This window comes from Streptomyces sp. NPDC092369 (assembly GCF_044755245.1).
Lineage (GTDB): Bacteria > Actinomycetota > Actinomycetes > Streptomycetales > Streptomycetaceae > Streptomyces.
In genome coordinates, this window is sequence record NZ_JBIVQP010000001.1 from 391,442 (window position 1) to 409,603 (window position 18,162).

Consider the following 18,162-nt stretch of genomic DNA (forward strand, 5'->3'; position numbering starts at 1 on the left):
GGGGACCCTCCCGGGGTCGAGGTCGTCACAGTCCCTCCCTGATCCGGTCGACGCCCCACGCCTTGGACAGGCCGTCGGCCGCGAGGTTGAGCCCGACCACCAGCGTGGCCAGGGCGATGATCGGCGCGAGGCTCGCCATGGGTACGACGGTGATGGCGGTCCGGTTCTCGGCGACCATCAACCCCCAGTCGGGGGTGGGCGGGTCGGCACCGAAGCCGAGGAAGGACAGCGAGGAGATCAGCAGCACGACCCAGGAGGCGCGCATCGCGAACTCCACGCAGACGACGTCCGTGATGTTCGGCAGGACCTCGCGGCGCAGGATCGACCAGGTGCTCTCGCCGCGTGCTCGGGCCGCGGTGACGTAGTCCATGGGGACCACCGCGAGGGCGGCGCCCCGCACGACGCGGGCGACCTGGGGGACGTAACTCACGGCGATGGCAAGGACGATGACCGCCGGTCCCGTGCCGAGGGCGGTGACGACCACGAGCAGGGCGAGGATCGACGGGATGGACAGGACGGCGTCCAGGATCCGGCCGAGGACGTCGTCGAACCAGCCGCCGCGCAGGGCCGCGGCGCAGCCGACGACCGTGCCGAGGGCGACGGTCAGGAGGGTGGCGGTGACGGAGACGCCGAGCGCGTAGCGGCCGCCGTACAGCACGCGCGCGAGGACGTCGCGGCCGTACTGGTCGGTGCCGGCCCAGTGGTCGGCGCTGGGGCCGAGCAGGGCGTGGGAGGCGTCGTTGGCGATGGGGTCGTAGGAGGTCAGGAGCGGGGCGAGGAGGGCGATCAGGACGTGGACGGCGACGATCGCGAGGCCGACGGTGGCCGTGCGGGAGGAGCGCAGGGTGCGCCACGCGCGGGTGGCGGCACGCGGGCCCGGCGCTACGGCGACCGGTGTGGTGTCGAGAGTGGTCATCGGGTCCTCCCGCGGGTGCGGAGCCTGGGGTTGAGTGCCATGGCGCCGAGGTCGGCGGCGAGGTTGCAGCAGACGTAGACGACGGCGCTGACGAGGGCGACGGCCTGGATGACGGGCAGGTCGCGGTTCTGCACGGAGGAGAGCATCAGCTTGCCGATGCCCGGGTAGTTGAAGACGTTCTCGACGACGGCGACCCCGCCGACCAGCCAGGCGACGTTGAGGGCGATGACGTGCAGGGTGGGGAGCAAGGCGCTGGGGAGGGCGTGGCGGGTGACGACGCGCCAGGTGGACAGGCCCTTGAGGCGGGCCGTGGTGACGTACTCGCCGGCCATCACGTCGATCACCGAGGTACGGGCCATGCGCACGATGTACGCGGCCATGACCACGGCCAGCGCGAGGGCGGGGAGCCATACGGCGGGCAGGAGTTGGCCGACGCTCGCGTCGGGGCCGTAGAGGACGACCGCCGGGAACCACGGCAGAGCGACCGAGAAGCACAGCACCAGCACGGTCGCCACCACGAACTCGGGGACGCTCATGCCGATCAGGCTGACGGTGGAGATGACGTGGTCGGGCCAGCGGTCGCGGTACAGGCCCGCGAGGATGCCGAGGACCAGGGAGCCGGTCACCGCGAACAGGACGGTGACCAGGGCGATGAGCGCGGAGTTGCCGAGGTACATCGCGACTTCGCCGCCGACGCCCTTTCCGGAGACGAGGGAGGCCCCGAAGTCGCCGTGCAGAGCGCCCTTGATCCAGTCGAAGTACCGCTCCCAGGCGGGCCGGTCGAGGCCCAGCTGGTCGCGCAGGGCGGCCACGGCGTCCGGGGTGGCGTCCTTGCCGAGGATCTGGGTGGCGACATCACCGGGCAGCGCCTGGACGGCGAGGAAGACGAGGACCGAGGAGAGGAACAACGTGCCGACGGCGGAGGCCAGTCGGCGCAGCGTGAAGGAGAGCATGGTCAGGCCCCCTTCAGGCCGATGCCGAGGTAGTCGAACTCGAAGCCGTGCTCGGCGTATCCGCGCACCTTGCGCGAGATGCCGACGAGCCGGTCGGCGAACATCGGGGTCATCGCCCCGCCCTTCTCGATCACCAACGTCTGTGCCTCGCCGTAGAGTTCGCGCCGCTTCGCGTCGTCGGTCTCGGCCCGGGCCCGGTCCAGGACGGAGTCGAACTCCTTGTCCGACCAGGCCGTCTCGTTGTACGAGGAGCCGCTGCGGAAGATCTGGGTGAGCAGCTGGTCGACGGGCCGGCCGGTGAACCAGTAGGTGGCCATCAGCGGCTTCTTCATCCAGATCTGCGTGTAGTACGAGTCCGCCGACGCCGTTTTGACGCGCACGCGGATCCCGGCGCGCTTGGCCGAGTCCTGGTAGGCGAGCGCCATCGGCGTGAACAGCGGGTCGTAGGCGGAGGTGTAGAGGTCGACGGCGAGGCCGTCGTGCCCTGCCTGCTTCAGCAGGAACTTCGCCTTCTCCGGGTCGTGTTCGGGGTGCGCGGCGATGCGGGCCGGGTCGCTCGGCGGTACGGGGTTGTCCCAGCCGGCGGTGCCCGCGCCCTGGAGCGCCACCTTCACCACGTGCTCGGGGTCGTAGGCGAACTTCATCGCCTGCCGGACGCGTACGTCGGTGAAGGGCTTGTCGGTGGTGAGCATCGGCAGGACGTACCACTGGGCGTCCTTCACGCGCGCGATGGTGGCCCGGTCCGAGGCGGCGACCACGCGGGCGGTCGCGAAGTCGAGGTTGGTCTGGGAGAGGAGGTCGACCTGCCCTGCGAGAAGAGCGTTTGACCGGGCCGACATGTCGGCGACGGAGTAGAAGTCGATGGCGTCGAGGACCGGGCGGCCCGCCCAGTGGTCCGCGTACGCCGTGACGCGGCCGGGGCCTGCCGGTGCGAACGACTCCAGCTTGAAGGGGCCGGTGCCGATGCCGGTGCGGCCGATCGACTTGGCGCTGCCGTCGGGGACGACATAGCAGTTGTAGTGCGTGAGCAGGCTCGGGAACTCGGCGTTCGGCGTCTTCAGCGGGACGACCAGGGTGTGGGCATCGGGCGTGCCCAGCTTCGCGGGGTCGATGAGCGGGGCGAGGACGGCGGCCTGCGGGGACGCGGTCGCCTTGTCGAGGATGTGGCGGAGCGTGTAGGCGGCGTCGGCGGAGGTGAAGGCGCGGCCGTCGTGGAAGGCGACGCCCTCGCGCAGCCGGAAGGTCCAGGTGCGGGCCTTGCCGTCGCTCTCCCAGGACTCGGCGAGGTCGGGGGCGAGTTCGCCGTCGGCGCCGATCCGGACGAGCCGGTTGTAGAGGGCGCCCAGGTACTCGTACGCGGACAGAGAGCTCGCCGGGTCGAGGGTCTCGGCGTCGGAGGCGGGCGGCCGGGCGATGCGCAGGGTGCCGCCGCTGTCGGGGGCGCCCTGCCGCGCGGCGACCGGCAGCACCGGCGTCGCGGTGGCGCCCGTACAGCCGGAGAGCAGCCATGACGCGCCGAGCGAGGCCACGGAGGCCGAACCCGCGGCGAGCACCGACCGCCGGCGCGGGTGGTGGATGTCGGACATGGACCGACCGTCTCTCTCGCTATTCGTTCAGCGGAACGATTGAGTGAAGTGCGTGAACGATAACGAGACGACGCTTTGCCGCCAACCCTCCGGGCATGGAAATTAACCTCGCGAAACCCATCGGTTACGGGAGACGGGTTCGCGAGGTGAGTGGTGCGCGGGCTGCGCGCGGCCGGTCCGGCCGGGGTCGGCTCAGATGTCGGAGTCGATGCCCGTGATGATCACGGGGCCGAGCGGCGCGGAGTCCTCGTCCAGACCGGCCGCGCGCAGGGCGGAGTCCGCGAGGTGGCGGGCATCGTTCTCGGCGTCGGCGCGGCTGTCAGCCTCGACCTTCATGTGCAGGGTGAAGGTGTTGTCGTCGTTGACCGCGAGGACGTCGAGGTCCTCGGTGTTGCCCAGCTGGGTGGCGTGCGGGTCGGCCGGCCGCAGGGCCCGGGTCAGCTCGGCCCTCGCCCCGGCCTCGATCCCGTCGGTGAAGGTGCCGGGCACAGTGACCACGTAGGTCGTCATGGTGATCCTTCCGTCGGGGTGAACCACCGTCTACCCAGCTTCGCGCCGCCGACCCTCCCGTGTCGCGCCGGGTCGACGGGACCGCCTCCCGCCTGCGAGAGTCCCCTTCGCACACCTGTCCCCGGGCCGGACCAGCGAGGGAACCCTACGGCGCGCATCACCGGCAGCACGATCCTGATCGTCATCGCGCTGCTCGACGCGGGGCAGGGACCGGATCTGCGGATGGACGAAGCCGGTGTCGAGGACGTGGCACGGATCATGGCGCTCGACCACGACGTCGTCGTCAAGCACCTGGTCCCGCTGATCGAGCAGCCCGGCACCCGCCGGCCGGCTCATCGCCCACACCAACTCGCCGCCCCGGCTCGTGCCCGCGTCAGGGGCCGTACTCGGGGGCGAAGGCCGCCGCCCGTAACGCTCATCGACGCCGCGCGCGTCGAACTGGCGCCCGGGGGAATCCGGCTCACCAGCATTCACCCGGGTGTCGTGGCGACCGACCGGATCAGCGGGGACGGTCTGCCCAAGCCCTTCGAGATCAGCCAGGAACGCGCGGCGCGGCATGGCGTCCGCGCGCTGGAGAGGGAACCGGCGCAGGCGTACTTCCCGTGGGCCACGACGATGCTGGTGCGTACGCTGCGAGCCCTGCCCACGCCGGTCTCCTCCCGGATACTGCGCCACCTGGCCGCCGGTTAGGCGACGGGCCGGGCGGCCTACGGCGTCAGGAGCGACGCGTGCGACGACCCATGTACAGCGCACCGGCACCGATGGCGACGACCGCCGCGGCACCGCCGGCGATCGCGCCGACCGGCGCGCTGGAGCCGGTCTCGGCCAGCGGCGGGCCGCTGGGGCTCGACTTGGGTTCCGGCGTGTTCGGCGGCGTCGTCATGGGCGGGACGTCCGGGGTGGTGGGGGGCGTGGTGGACGGCGCCGGGGTGGTGGGCGGCGGGGTCTCCGCGGGCGGCGTGCTGCCGGCCGGCGGGGTCGACGGCGTCGCCGGGGTGGTGGGCGGCGTCTCGGACGGCGTCGGCGACTCGGGCGTGCCCGGGGTGCACTCCTTGTCGCCGCCGTTCCAGGCCGCTATGAGGTGGTACGGCGTGTTGACGTTGCCCGGCTGGTACGGCAGCGGACCGTGGCCCGTGCCCGTCTTGCCGTCGTAGGCGATGTCGTCGCCGTACAGGTCGATCTGGCCGTAGCAGTCGGGGGACTTGACGGACAGCTTCTGCCAGGTCCGGCCCTTGTCGTCGGAGCCGGCGACGTCGTCCTTGGTGAGGTAGACGGTGGCCTTGTCGACCATCGTCTGGTGGCCCGAGGTGTACCAGTTCGGGCCCTCGGTGGTGTATTCGGCCAGGGAGACCGGGTAGGTGCAGCCGTCGGCCACGGTCTGGCCCGGCGCGAGCCTGACCTGGACGGTGCCGGGGACGGTGGTCCACTGCAGGAAGCCGCCCTGCGACGTCCAGTCGGCACCGACAACGTTTCCATCCGCACCGACGATGCGGTACTGGACCGTGGCGGCGTTGCACTCGGCCGTCGTGGCACTGGCCGTGCCCGCGCCGAGCACGGGCACGAGGGCGGCGGCGAAAGCGGTTGCCGCGAGGGCGGCAAGGGTTCTGGGTTCTTGCGAACGCGACAAGATGAGCCTCTGTGGAAAAGAAGGTGTGGGAGGTGGCACAGCGTGGTGGGTACACGGTCGGCAGCGACAACGGCATGCGTGACCGAGCCACTCGCGTCACTTCGCTCAGTTCAGTCACAGCGAAGGTGTGAGCCGCATTCTTGCCACCTTCCACAACTCCCGTCAATCCTTCACGAGTTGCTCACGACCTGAAGGTCATCATCCGTCCCGATGCATGCCCAAATCGCGGTCCGACCGGCGACGCTCCTCGCCTCACTCCGCCGTCTTGCGCGCCAGCGCGTTGTTCCCTATCGAGTTGTGCACACTGAAGCTCACGGCATCCGAGCGGTAGCGGTCGTCGGACCACTCCACGGGACGGCCCTCGCGGGTCGTGGTCACGCGGCGGACCCGGAGCAGCGGGCTGGTCCGGCGGATGCCCAGCAACTCCGCGTCCTGCGCGCCCGCCGCCACCGCGTCGATGACGTGCTCGCCGTAGGCGAAGACCAATCCCGTGTCGTCGTACAGGCGTTGGGTCACCGAGGGGCAATCCGGCTCGATCACCTCGACCGCGGGAGAGATCCAGTCGGCGTACACCGTCCGCTCCAGGAGGACCGGCTCGCCGTCCAGACCGCGCACCCGCAGGACGTGCAACACGCGGGTCTTCTCGGCCAGTTGGAGGCGTACGGCGTCCTCGGCCGTGGCCGGGCGGTACTCCTGCTCGACCACGTGCCCGGTGGCCTCGCGCTCCATCGCGCGCGCCCACTCGGCGAAGCTGCGCAGTTCCGCGAAGCTCTGACTGCGGCGGCTGGCGAGGACCATCCGGCGGGCGCCCTGACGGGAGCCGATCAACCCCTCGGCGGTGAGGGCGGCGACGGCCTGGCGGACGGTGCCGCGCGAGACGCCGTAGTGCGCCGCGAGGTCCGTCTCCGCGGGCAGCCGGCTCCCGACTGTGTACTCCTCGCGACCGATGGCCCTGCGCAGCTCGTCGGCGATCTCCTCGTGTCGCGCCGTCATGCTTCCCCTCCGAGTTGGCCACTGTGCACAGCGTGAGCAGCGTAGTCGAGTTCCCCCGGTGATCCGTGTCAGCCAGGAGTGTGCAGGGAATGAGGGGTCACGGTTTCGCCAATGTTTACGAACAGGACACCATCGCCGGGCGTACTGAGGCCAACTTGTTCAGACAAGTTCTCCGCTCTGCTCTGACCCTCGTGCGCACCCCTGGAGAGACCGTGACCGTGTCCCCGCCGAGAAACGCCGTCCTGGGTGGTTCCCTCGCCGTCGTCGCCGCGCTGGCGCTCAGCGCCTGCGGCGCCGCCCCTGACAACTCGTCGACCACCGCGGACGGCAAGAACGCCGCCACCGCCACCTCCGCCGCCGACTTCGGCGGCATGGACGCCCTGGTGAAGGCAGCCAAGAAGGAGGGCACGCTGCACGCCATCGCCCTCCCCCGCGACTGGGCCAACTACGGAGCCCTCATCGACGGCTTCACGAAGAAGTACGGCATCAAGATCACGGACGAGAACCCGGACGGTTCCAGCCAGGACGAGATCAACGCCGTGACCTCCCGCAAGGGCCAGGACCGCGCTCCCGACGTCCTCGACCTCGGCTCCTCCTTCGCGCTCAGCGCCGCCCAGCAGGGGCTGCTCGCGCCGTACAAGGTCGCCTCCTTCGACGACATCCCCGAGGGTCAGAAGGACCCCAAGGGGCAGTGGTTCAACGACTACGGCGGCTACATCTCCATCGGCTGCGACGCCAAGCGGGTCAAGACCTGTCCGACCACCTTCGCGGACCTGCTGAAGCCGCAGTACAAGGGTCAGGTCGCCCTCAACGGCAACCCCACCAAGTCGGGTTCGGCCTTCGGTGGCGTGTACGCGGCGGCGCTCGCCAACAAGGGCTCCTTCGACGACATCCAGCCCGGCCTGGACTTCTTCGGCGAGCTGAAGAAGAACGGCAACTACACGCCCGTCGAGTCGACCCCGGCCACCGTCGAGAAGGGCGAGACGCCCATCTCCATCGACTGGGACTACCTCAACGCCGGCTACGCCGACGAGTTCAAGTCCAAGGGTGTCGACTGGAAGGTCTCCATCCCCTCCGACGGCCAGTTCGCGCAGTACTACTCGCAGGCCATCAACAAGGACGCCCCGCACCCGGCGGCCGCCCGCCTGTGGCAGGAGTACCTGTACAGCGCCGAGGGCCAGAACCTGTGGCTCAAGGGATACGCGCGTCCGGCGCTGATGACCTCCATGGAGGCGGCCGGCACGCTCGACAAGACCGCCGCCGCCAAGCTCCCGCAGGTCTCCGGCACGCCGAGCTTCCCGACCGAGGCCCAGCAGAGCAAGGCCAAGACGGTCATCGCGCAGGGCTGGGCGAAGGCCGTCTCCGGATGACGGCCACGCTCACGCGGGCCGACGTGGTCGCCGCCGCTTCCTCGAAGCGGCGGCGCCGCGTTCCCGGCTGGATCGCCGTGGTCCCGCTGCTGGTGTTCGTCGCGGTCGCCTTCGGGGTGCCCGCCATCGCGATGCTGAACGGCGCCTTCACCGTCAAGGACCAGACGACGGGCGCCACTTCGTACAGCACCGTCAACCTGACCGACTCCCTCAAGGGCGCCTACCTCACCGCGCTGATCGGCAGCGTCAAGCTGTCCGCCCTCTCGGCCGCCCTCGGCACCCTGCTCGGGCTGCCGCTCGCGCAGGTCGTCGTCACCTCCCGCTTCCGCGCGCTGCGCGAGGCCGTGCTCACCGCCTCCGGCGTCCTCGCCAACTTCGGCGGTGTCCCCCTCGCCTTCGCGTTCGTCGCCACGCTCGGCAACGCCGGTGTGCTGACGACGCACCTGGGCCTCAAGGACAAGGGCTGGGACCTCTACAGCTTCTCGGGCCTGGTCCTCGTCTACCTGTACTTCCTCATCCCGCTGATGGTCCTCACCATCACCCCGGCCCTGGAGGGCCTGCGCAGCCAGTGGCGCGAGGCCGCCCAGAACAACGGCGCCACCGGGGTCCAGTACTGGCGGCACGTGGCCCTGCCCGTACTGCTGCCCTCGCTGCTCGGTGGGTTCGTCCTCCTCTTCGGCAGCGCGTTCGCCGCGTACGCCACCGCCGCGGCCATGGTGGGCAGTTCGGTCCCGCTGGTCACCCTCCAGATCGCCGACGCCATCTCCGGCAACGTGCTGGTCGGCCAGGAGAACGTGGCCCTCGCCCTCAGTCTCGACATGGTTCTGGTCGCGGGCCTGGTCATGGCCGTGTATCTGCCCCTGCAACGACGGAGCGCGCGATGGCTGGACGCCTGAACCTCTGGCGGTGGGTCGTCCTCGCCCTCGCCGCCCTGTACTTCCTGGTGCCGCTCGCCGCGTCCGTGATCTTCACCGTGGACGTGCCCGGGCAGGGCGTCACCTTCGACGCCTACACCGAGATCGTCTCCGCCGACGGCTTCACCACCAGCCTGGTGCTCTCGCTGGAACTCGCCGCCGCCACCATCGCCGTGGTCCTGCTCCTGATGGTCCCGGCCATGGTCGCGCTGCGGCTCGGCGCGCCCCGGCTGCGGCCGGTGGTCGAGGTGATCTGCTCGCTGCCGCTGGTGGTCCCGCCGATCGCGTTCGTCGCCGGTATCGCCACGGTCCTCAAGTGGGGCCCCGACCACCTCTCCCGCACGCCGCTGTTCCAGACCTTCGTGGCGATCCAGAACCCGGACTTCCCCTTCATCCTGGTGCTCGCCTACGTCGTGATGGCGCTGCCGTTCGTGTACCGGGCGCTGGACTCGGGGCTGCGCGCCATCGACGTGAAGACCCTCGTCGAGGCCGCCCGCAGCTGCGGCGCGGGCTGGCCGCAGGCGCTGGTGCGGGCCGTACTGCCCAATCTGCGCGGGGCGTTGCTCAACGCGTCCTTCCTGACGCTGGCGCTGGTGCTCGGCGAGTTCACCGTGGCCCAGCTCCTCGGCTTCCAGCCCTTCGCCGTGTGGATCTACAGCGTCGGCGGGTCCAACGCCCAGCTCTCCGTCGCCGTCTCCGTGCTCAGCCTGGTCGTCACCTGGGCACTCCTCCTCGCGCTCGCCGGTGTCGGCGGACGTGACAAAACCGCTTCGTCCCGGGGATGAACCATGACCGCCACCACGCTTGAGAAGATCACGACGGACCATGCCGCCACCGTCGAATTCCGGAACCTGCGGCGGGAGTTCGGGCCGACGGTCGCCCTCGACGGACTCGACCTCACCGTCCGCCCCGGCGAGTTCCTGGCCCTGCTCGGCCCCTCCGGATGCGGCAAGACCACCGCGCTGCGCATGCTCGCCGGGTTCGAACACCCCACCTCCGGCGAGGTGTTGGTGGACGGCAAGGACGTCACCGACGTACCCGCGCACCGCCGTGACGCCGGGATGGTCTTCCAGTCCTACAGCCTCTTCCCGCATCTCAACGCGCTCGACAACGTCGCCTTCGGACTGCGCATGCGCAAGGTCCGTACGGCCGAACGACGGTCGCGCGCAGCCGAGTTGCTCGACCTCGTCGGGCTCGGCGACAAGGGCGAGCGCTTCCCGCACCAGCTCTCCGGCGGCCAGCAGCAGCGCATCGCGCTGGCCCGCGCGCTCGCCCTGCGTCCGCGCGTGCTGCTCCTGGACGAGCCGCTGTCGGCGCTCGACGCCAAGGTGCGCCTCAGCCTGCGCGAGGAGATCCGCCGCCTTCAGCAGGAACTCGGCATCACCACCCTCTTCGTGACGCACGATCAGGAAGAGGCGCTGTCCATCGCCGACCGGGTCGCCGTGATGCGCGCCGGGAAGCTCGAACAGTGCGCCGCGTCGGCCGAGTTGTACGGTCGGCCCGCGACCGCGTTCGTCGCCGAGTTCGTCGGCACGATGAGCCGGCTGCCGGGGCGGCTCACGGACGGCACCGTCGAGGTGCTCGGCCAGCGGCTGCCGGTCGACGGCGAGGCGCCGGCCGGCCCCGAGGTGGACGTGCTCGTGAGGCCCGAGGCCATCAACGTGCACGCCGACGAGAGCGGAGACGCACGGGTCGTCGGCACCGCCTTCCTCGGCGCGGTCGTCCGCGTCGGCGTGCGGCTCGGCGACGGCACCGAGGTCAAGGCCGACCTGCCCGCGCACGAGGCCACCACGCTCGGCGCCGGAGTCGCCGTGACCGTCTCGCTGCCGCAACGGCCGGTACTCGTGGCGGAACGTATTCATCCGTAAGGCCCCAGGGCCTGTGAGCCGTTGTATCGCGCCCCGTAAGGGGCGCGGGGAACTGCGCGACCAGCCCCCACCGGCCCGCAGGTTCATCAGCGCCCTCCAGCGGAGCGCCTGGTGCCCGTACCGAAAGAGAGAAACGTGACCCCCCACACCCAACTCCCGCTCCAGGCCGTCCTGTTCGACATGGACGGAACGCTCGTCGACACCGAGCGGCTGTGGTGGGAGGCGGTGGAGCAGATCGCGGGCAGGACCCTGACGGACGCGGACCAGCCGGAGGTGCTCGGCCGCCCGGTCGAGCACACCGCCGACTGGCTCGCCCGGGCCACGGATGCGTCGGCGGCGGACCTCGCGGCCGCACTGCACCGGGAGTTCGCGGCCCGCGTCCGCACCGGCATCGTGCCGCGCCCCGGCGCGCTCGACCTGCTCGACGCCCTGGCCCGCGACGGCGTCCCCACGGCGCTGGTCACCGCGTCCCCCCGCGCGGTCGCCGACACCGTCCTGGACGCCCTCGGCGCGAGCCGCTTCGCCGTCTCCGTCACCGCCGAGGACACCCCGCACACCAAGCCCGCCCCCGATCCCTACCTCGCCGCCTGCCGCGCCCTCGGCGTGGATCCGGCCCGCTGTGTCGCCGTCGAGGACACGGCGACCGGCGTCAGCTCCGCCGAGGCCGCCGGCTGCGCGGTCCTCGCGGTGCCGTCGCTGGCCCCGATAGACCCGGCCCCCGGCCGCACGGTCGTGACCAGCCTCGAAGAGGTCACCCCCTGCCTGCTGCGGGAGTTGGTCGCGCCCCGGCTGCGGGTGCTGAGCTGGAACCTCTGGCTCGGCGGCGCGAGGATCGACGACCACCGCGCCAAGCAGCTCAAGGTCATCCTGGACACCGAGGCCGACGTCGTGGGCCTCCAGGAGACGGCCGGCACCGCGGCCCGGGAACTGGCCGAGGCGCTCGGCTGGTACCACCACGAGGCCGGTGAGAACCTCGGCATCATCAGCCGCCACCCGATCACGGCCGCCCTCGGCGACCCCGACGTCGGCTTCTACGGGGCGGCCGGCGCCCGGGTCCGCGTCGGGCACGCGCGCGAGGTGGACGTATGGACGGCCCACCTGCACTACACGCCGTACGGTCCCTACGAAGCCGCCTTCGACGAACTTGCGGCCGACGAGCTGATCGCCCACGAGGACATGCGGCTCGCGCAGATGCGGGAGGCGCTGCGGCGGATCGAGGAGGCGGCACGGCCGGATGTGCCCGTGGTGCTGACCGGGGACTTCAACTGCCCCTCGCACCTGGACCGTTCGGACGCGGCCTGGCCGGTGACGAGGGCGGCCGAGACCGCGGGGCTGCGCGACTCCTACCGCGAGGCGCACCCCGATCCGGTCCGCGCCCCCGGCCACACCTGGTCACCGATCCACCCGGTGAACGAGGACGACCCCGCCCTCGCCGAGCCGCAGGACCGGATCGACTACGTCCTGCACGACGGCCGCGGCCTCGAAGTCGTCGACTCCCGCACGGTCGTCACCGGCGTCCCGCGCGCGTGGCCCGACGTGGCCGGAAACGACTGGCCGTCGGACCACGCGGCGGTCCTCACCACCTTCACGCTGGGCCTGCCGGAAGGGCCCAGCGCCGGGTGAGGCCGATCAGGGAGCCAGGTACCACTTCTCGATGTAGCCCACGTCGATCGACGCACGGTCCTGGACGCGCAACTTCCAGGTGCCGGCGACGGGCTCGGACGAGGCGTTCACCGTGAAGGTCTGGTCGACGTTGTCGGCCGAGCCACCACTGCGGTTGAGCAGCGAGTAGACCGTGCCGTCGGGGGCCACCAGGTCGACCGTCAGGTCACCGCGGTAGGTGTGGACGATCTTGACGTAGACCTCGGTGGTCGCCGAGGCGTTGCCCTCATGGTCGGCGGGAACCGTCACGGCGGACTCCACCGCGGCTCCCGCGTCGGGGATGTCGACCCGGGTGTTGTTGGAGAACAGGTTCGCCACCCGCCACGACAGGGACTTGGTGGCGGTGGACCCGGTCTCGTCCGTCACCGTCACCGTGACGCTGCTGGTGCCGGCGGTGGTCGGCGAGCCGGTGATGAGACCGGTGTCGCTGATCGTCAGTCCGTCCGGCAGACCGGACGCCGAATAGGTCAGCGCGGAGCCGGTGTTGGTGGTGTAGGCGTCGACCTGGAGGGAGACCTGCTCGCCGACCCCGGTCGTCTGGTTGGCCAGCGGGCTGATGTTCACGCCCGGCGCGACCCGGTTGCCCACGTTGATCGCGGCCCACGCGTCGGCCACGGCCAGGTAGGTGGGGCTGTAGGCGCCGAACAGGTCGGTCGCGGCCTGGAGGGTCGCGGTGCGCGCGGCGGCGTAGTTGGTGGAGGAGGTCATGTACGTGGTCAGCGCCCGGTACCAGATCTGCTGGGCGTTCTCGATGCCTATGCCGGTGACCGGAAGGCCGTCGGCGGTGGGGCTGTCGTAGGCGACCCCGTTGACGGTCTTGGCGCCGCTGCCCTCCGACAGGAGGTAGAAGAAGTGGTTCGCCGGGCCCGAGGAGTAGTGGACGTCGATTCCGCCGAGCGAGGAGTCCCAGTTGTCGCGGGACGCGCCGTCCTTGGAGGGCTTGTCCATGTAGCGCAGCGGGGTGCCGTTGCCGTTGATGTTGATCTTCTCGCCGACCAGGTAGTCCGGCACGTCGGCGGGCAGGTCGGAGTGGAACTCCACCGCCGCGGCGAAGATGTCGGAGGTCGCCTCGTTCAGGCCACCGGACTCGCCGGAGTAGGTGAGACCAGCGGTGGCGCTGGTGACGCCGTGGCTCATCTCGTGCGCGGCGACGTCGAGCGAGGTCAGCGGGTGCGTGTTGCCCGAGCCGTCGCCGTAGGTCATGCAGAAGCAGGCGTCCTGCCAGAAGGCGTTGACGTAGTTGCTGCCGTAGTGGGCGCGGCTGTAGGCGGCGACACCGTCGTTGCGGATGCCGTTGCGACCGAAAACGTCCTTGTAGAAGTCCCAGGTCGCCGCGGCACCGAAGGCCACGTCCACACCGGCCGTCTGGCGGTTGGTCGGAGTGCCGTCGCCCCAGACATCGTTGTCATCTGTAAAGAGAGTGCCGGTACCCGACGTGCCCTGGTTGAGGTCGTAGGTGCGGTGCCCCGCGCGGTCGCCGTCGACGAGCTGGTACGTCGAGCCGGAGAGCGTGGTGCCCAGCGGGACCGTTCCGTTGAACTGGCCGGTGCCGGTGCCGGTCTCCACGCCCTGGTAGCGGAACAGTTCCTTGCCGGTCTTCGCGTCCGTGACGACGTGCAGCTCGCTGGGCGTGCCGTCGTCCTGGAAGCCGCCGACCACCGACTCCCAGGCCAGCGCGGGCTTGCCGTCGGCGGCCCAGACGACCAGGCGGGAGTTGTTGATCTTCGGCGCGTCCGCCTTGGCCTTCTCGGCGGCGGCGAGCGCCTTGCTCTTCGCCGTGGCCGCGGTGACCTTCGGGGTCACGGACGCCAGGTCGAGCTTCGCGTTGGTCGCCTTCGTCGCCGTCGTACGGCCGGCCTTGGTGTGCACGACCAGGTCGCCGCCGAGCACGGGGAGACCGGCGTACGTCCGCTCGTAGCGGGTGTGGGTGGTGCCGTCGGTGTCCCGGATGACGTCCTTGACGACGAGCTTCTCCCGGCTGCCCAGGGCGAGGCTCTTGGCCGTGTCGCCGACGGCCGCGCTCGCCTGCTTGAGGAGCGCCGTGTGCTGCGCGGGACTGAGCGCGGCCGGAGCCGCTCCCGCGCGCGGGGTGGCGTGGATCTTCGCGGCACCGGCGTCGGCGGGGGCAGCGCCCGCGGTGCCGACCTGGAAGCCGGTGGCCAGCATCGTGCTCGCGGCCGTGAGCGCCAGCGCGATGGTGTATCTGGAGCGGTGCGAGAAGCGGTGTTGCCTGGACAAGGCGTTCTCCCTCTGCAGCGGTCGGCCTCGGGTCAAGGCCGGGGCAAGCGGTCGGCCGGGTATGGCCGTCCGGCGGCGCGCGGGTGCACACGCACGGCACGAGCGACGCCCGGATGGCGCCGGGGCCCGGCCGCGCGCGAGAAGGGGTGGGGGGATGGGAAGAGGTGGGGGGTGGGGGGTGGGGGGTGGGGGGTGGAGATGGGGGGTGTGGGAAATGTGGGGGGCGTGAAGGGCAGGTGAACCTGCGGACAGCAGAGTGACATCCCACGCACAGAGTTGTCATGGAGGTGACAAGACATCGGCTTGAATTGACGGTTGCCTGACGGGAGTTCGACCGGGCGCGCGCTTACTCCCGTGCTGCCGCTGGAGCCGCGAACGCGCGCGGAGCCGCTGATGGCGTACAAGGGCTTCTGGCCGGATCGCATGTCCCGGCGCGAGCCGGTCCCGCACAGACCTCACCGAGCGGCACATCGACCGTTCGAAAGCCCCTACGTGCCTACGCGCCTCTCGACGACGTGTGACCGGCGGAACCCCTCGCCGCCGACGGCCGTCATTACTCCGTCCGAGTGGTGCGCGCCGCCCGTCGGTCGTAGCGTCGGAACAGGCACAGCACAGTGGGCACGGACAGCTCGAACACCTCGGGCGGCACGGACGGGTCGGTCCGGAGACAGCGGGGAGCGGACATGCGGGCAATCGCGATTCGTACGGCGGTCACGCTCTGTCTGGCCGCGGCGCTCGCCGCCGCCGCGGGCGCGGCCCCGTCCTCCGCCGGGCCGTCGTCACCGGCCGCACCGGTCGTGCAGCGGCAGACGACCCCCGTGCTCGTCGACTGCCTCTGGCACACGGACGTGCGCCCGGCCGACTTCACGCTCGCGTGCGGGGACGGCAACAGCCGGCTGACCTCGCTGAAGTGGTCGCAGTGGGGCACACGGACGGCGACGGCCGAGGGCGTCAACATGCTCAACGACTGCAAGCCCTACTGTGCTGCCGGCACCTTCCGCTCGTACCCGGTGGTCGTGCGCCTCTCCGATCCGAAGCCCTGGAAGAAGCACCCGGGGACGCAGCACTACACCCGGATCACCCTCGCCTATCCGGGCAGCCGACCCGACATCTACGGCCCGACGGTCACGTATCCCCTGTGGGACTGACCGGGGGACTCACCGGATTCGGGCGGTTCTTCTCGTCCACGGGTGGCGGTACCGGTGGCGACTCCCCCGCGGTCAGGTGCGCGAGCACCTCGACCAGCTCCTGACAGGCCCGTTCCACCGACCGCCTCGTGTTGAGCTGCTCGGTGATCATCGCGGACAGGAGCAGGGCGGTCAGGGCCATCGAGCCGTTGAACGCCTGGAGCTTGATCATGACCTCGACGCTGGTCAGGTGCTCGAACGGCCCCGCGCGGTCCGTGGCGGCGATGGTGGCCGAGACCGACGCGAACAGGGCGCACAGGGAGCTGCCGGCGAGCTGGAAGCGCAGTGCGGCCCAGATCAGCAGCGGGTAGACCAGGAAGAGCAGGCTCATGGGGCTGTGCGTGGCCACGGGTATCAGACAGCCGGCGATCAGGGCCAGGCCCGCGGCCTCCTTCCAGCGGCTCAGGTTCAGGGACCGGCGCGCGGCCTGAAGGAGCAGCAGCAGGAGGGGGGTGACGATCAGCACGCCCATCGCGTCGCCCACCCACCAGGCCAGCCAGACGAGCCAGAAGCTGCTCGTGTCGAGCTTGCCGGTGATCACCAGCATGCTGGCACCCGCGGTCGCGCTGACCAGCATCGCGGTGAGGGCACCCAGGAACACCAGGGCGAGGCCGTCGCGCAGCCGGGCCAGGCTGGTGCGGAAGCCGACCTTGCGCAGCATGTAGTACGCGCAGACCGGGGCCAGCGTGTTGCCCACCAGCGTGCCGATCACCTCGGGCTGGAGGGAGGTGATGGACATGACCACGAGCAGGGCGCCGAGGGCGATGCCGGGCCAGGAGCGCATGCCGTACAGGAGCAGACAGGCGACGGCCACGCCGGTGGGCGGCCAGATGGGGGTGACGATGGCGTCCTCGACGACGAGCTGCCGCAACAGGCCCAGCCGCCCGGCCGCGAAATAGCAGGCGGCGACGGCCAGGGTCTGCAGCACCAGGCCGGCCGCCGGGCGCAGATCACGGGTACCCACCACAGCTGCCATCAGACACCGAGGAGGCCGGGACGGCGAGGCGAACGGGTCGGCTGCGGGTCGGCTGCGCCGGGCCTGGGCGGTCGGAGTGAAGGGGGCCGGGGTGTCACGGGACCGGTGTGCCAGGAGGCGTCGGGACCGTCCTGGTCGGCGGCGGTGTCAGTGGTGCCGGAGCCGCCAAGGCCGGTGGGATCGTCGAGGCCGTCGGCGCTGCCCGGGCACGGCGGGACAGTGAGGGCCGTCACGCTCGGCGGGGCCGTCGGAGTGGTCTGAACAGTCGGGCCCGTCAAGCTCGTGGGGGCTATCGGGGCTGACGGGCCTGTCGGGACTGCCGGGCCTGCCGGGCCTGCCGGGCTTATCGGGGCTGTCGGGCTTGTCGAGGCTGCCGGGCTTGCCGGCGATGTCGGGGCTGACGGGCCTGTCGGGCCTGTTCAGGGCCGCCGTGTCCTCGGGGCCGTCCGGGCGGCCGGAGCCCGTCGCCGTGACAAAACAGCCAGGTCGGCAGGCCACCGGGCCCGCTACAGCCGCCCCACGGCCCCGTCGTGCCCCACTACCAGGACCGCCGCGTCGTCCTCATGCCCCACCGACCCCGCCATCTTGATCACCGCAGCGGCCAGCGCGCCCGCCTCCAGGCCCGCGACGGCTGCCACGCCGGCGAGGCGGACGACCTTGTCGAGGCCCTCGTCGAGGCTGAGGGAGGGGCCTTCGACGACGCCGTCGGTGACGAGGACGAAGACGCCGCCGGTGGTGAGCCGGTGGCGCATCACCGGGTACTCCGTGCCCGGCTCGACGCCCAGGGGCGGCCCGCCCTCGTCGTCGCTGACGCCGGATCTGCCGTCCGCCGTGGCCCAGATGTGCGGGATGTGGCCGGCCCGCGCGCTCTCCAGCACGCCGGTGGCGGGGTCGAGCCGCATGAAGGTGCAGGTGGCGAAGAGGTCGGTGCCGAGGGAGAGGATCAGGTCGTTCGTGCGGGCGAGGAGCTCGCCGGGCTCGCTGGTGACGGAGGCGAGCGCGCGCAGGCCGACCCGGACCTGGCCCATGAAGGCCGCCGCCTCGATGTTGTGGCCCTGGACGTCGCCGATGGACAGCCCGATGCGGCCGTCGGGCATGGTGAAGGCGTCGTACCAGTCGCCGCCCACGTTCAGGCCCTGGTAGGCGGGCGCGTAGCGGACGGCGAGCTGGAGGCCGGGGGCCTCGGGCAGGTCCCTGGGCAGCATGCCCCGCTGGAGGGCAACGGCGAGCTCGACCCGGGAGCGCTGCAGCTGTGCGAGCTCGCGCGCCTGGGCGGTCAGCGATCCGAGCCTGGCCAGCAGCTCGTCGCCGTCGTCCGTTGGACCCTTGCGGGACATTGATCACTCCGGCGGTGACGGGGGG

Annotated in this window: 16 protein-coding genes; 7 read left to right on the plus strand and 9 right to left on the minus strand. The window is 71.2% G+C overall.

Annotated elements, in window-relative coordinates; all coding sequences use genetic code 11:
• Positions 1-25: 25 nt before the first annotated feature.
• The 4 genes from ACIQI8_RS01695 to ACIQI8_RS01710 form a co-directional block, all read right to left on the minus strand.
• Entirely contained in the window at positions 26-916 is an 891-nt protein-coding gene (locus ACIQI8_RS01695; RefSeq protein ID WP_402343407.1) for an ABC transporter permease, read from the minus strand.
• A complete protein-coding gene (locus ACIQI8_RS01700) occupies positions 913-1,869 on the minus strand; it encodes an ABC transporter permease (protein WP_402343410.1) in 957 nt (318 codons plus the stop codon). The genes ACIQI8_RS01695 and ACIQI8_RS01700 overlap by 4 nt, the downstream gene beginning before the upstream one ends.
• A gap of 2 nt (positions 1,870-1,871) precedes the next feature.
• Complete coding sequence (locus ACIQI8_RS01705) at positions 1,872-3,455, minus strand: ABC transporter substrate-binding protein (protein ID WP_402343413.1); 1,584 nt, start codon at positions 3,453-3,455, stop codon at positions 1,872-1,874.
• Between the two features lie 192 nt (positions 3,456-3,647).
• Positions 3,648-3,965 carry a hypothetical protein gene (locus tag ACIQI8_RS01710; RefSeq protein ID WP_402343416.1) on the minus strand — a complete coding sequence of 106 codons (318 nt, stop codon included), beginning with the start codon at positions 3,963-3,965 and terminating at the stop codon, positions 3,648-3,650.
• Between the two features lie 222 nt (positions 3,966-4,187).
• Between ACIQI8_RS01710 and ACIQI8_RS01715 the strand changes: the two genes are divergently transcribed.
• Positions 4,188-4,655 (plus strand): hypothetical protein, encoded by a 468-nt coding sequence (locus ACIQI8_RS01715; RefSeq protein ID WP_402343419.1) that lies wholly within the window; start codon positions 4,188-4,190, stop codon positions 4,653-4,655.
• 25 nt (positions 4,656-4,680) lie between these two features.
• On the opposite strand, the gene ACIQI8_RS01720 is transcribed toward ACIQI8_RS01715, so the two are convergent.
• Positions 4,681-5,592, minus strand: a complete 912-nt coding sequence (locus tag ACIQI8_RS01720) for a hypothetical protein (RefSeq protein ID WP_402343422.1) — start codon at positions 5,590-5,592, stop codon at positions 4,681-4,683.
• A 252-nt stretch (positions 5,593-5,844) separates the two neighbouring features.
• Entirely contained in the window at positions 5,845-6,585 is a 741-nt protein-coding gene (locus ACIQI8_RS01725; protein ID WP_402343425.1) for a GntR family transcriptional regulator, read from the minus strand.
• 212 nt (positions 6,586-6,797) lie between these two features.
• Here ACIQI8_RS01725 and ACIQI8_RS01730 point away from each other — a divergent pair, with 212 nt between their 5' ends.
• The 5 genes from ACIQI8_RS01730 to ACIQI8_RS01750 all read left to right on the plus strand — a co-directional run bounded on the left by ACIQI8_RS01730 (position 6,798) and on the right by ACIQI8_RS01750 (position 12,360).
• Positions 6,798-7,955 (plus strand): ABC transporter substrate-binding protein, encoded by a 1,158-nt coding sequence (locus ACIQI8_RS01730; protein WP_402343428.1) that lies wholly within the window; start codon positions 6,798-6,800, stop codon positions 7,953-7,955.
• Positions 7,952-8,851 (plus strand): ABC transporter permease, encoded by a 900-nt coding sequence (locus ACIQI8_RS01735; protein ID WP_402343431.1) that lies wholly within the window; start codon positions 7,952-7,954, stop codon positions 8,849-8,851. Before ACIQI8_RS01730 ends, ACIQI8_RS01735 begins: the two co-directional genes overlap by 4 nt.
• Positions 8,836-9,654: an ABC transporter permease gene (locus ACIQI8_RS01740; RefSeq protein ID WP_402343434.1), complete on the plus strand. Its 819-nt coding sequence runs from the start codon at positions 8,836-8,838 to the stop codon at positions 9,652-9,654. Before ACIQI8_RS01735 ends, ACIQI8_RS01740 begins: the two co-directional genes overlap by 16 nt.
• Positions 9,655-9,657: 3 nt before the next feature.
• Complete coding sequence (locus ACIQI8_RS01745; protein ID WP_402343437.1) at positions 9,658-10,737, plus strand: ABC transporter ATP-binding protein; 1,080 nt, start codon at positions 9,658-9,660, stop codon at positions 10,735-10,737.
• Between the two features lie 135 nt (positions 10,738-10,872).
• Entirely contained in the window at positions 10,873-12,360 is a 1,488-nt protein-coding gene (locus ACIQI8_RS01750) for an HAD-IA family hydrolase (protein WP_402343440.1), read from the plus strand.
• Between the two features lie 6 nt (positions 12,361-12,366).
• On the opposite strand, the gene ACIQI8_RS01755 is transcribed toward ACIQI8_RS01750, so the two are convergent.
• A complete protein-coding gene (locus ACIQI8_RS01755; protein ID WP_402343443.1) occupies positions 12,367-14,637 on the minus strand; it encodes a M4 family metallopeptidase in 2,271 nt (756 codons plus the stop codon).
• Between the two features lie 683 nt (positions 14,638-15,320).
• Here ACIQI8_RS01755 and ACIQI8_RS01760 point away from each other — a divergent pair.
• Entirely contained in the window at positions 15,321-15,785 is a 465-nt protein-coding gene (locus ACIQI8_RS01760) for a hypothetical protein (RefSeq protein WP_402343446.1), read from the plus strand.
• Here ACIQI8_RS01760 and ACIQI8_RS01765 read toward each other — a convergent pair.
• Positions 15,763-16,800 (minus strand): MASE1 domain-containing protein, encoded by a 1,038-nt coding sequence (locus tag ACIQI8_RS01765; RefSeq protein ID WP_402343449.1) that lies wholly within the window; start codon positions 16,798-16,800, stop codon positions 15,763-15,765. The genes ACIQI8_RS01760 and ACIQI8_RS01765 overlap by 23 nt on opposite strands.
• Positions 16,801-17,306: 506 nt before the next feature.
• Entirely contained in the window at positions 17,307-18,137 is an 831-nt protein-coding gene (locus ACIQI8_RS01770) for a PP2C family protein-serine/threonine phosphatase (protein ID WP_402343452.1), read from the minus strand.
• Positions 18,138-18,162 lie beyond the last annotated feature (25 nt).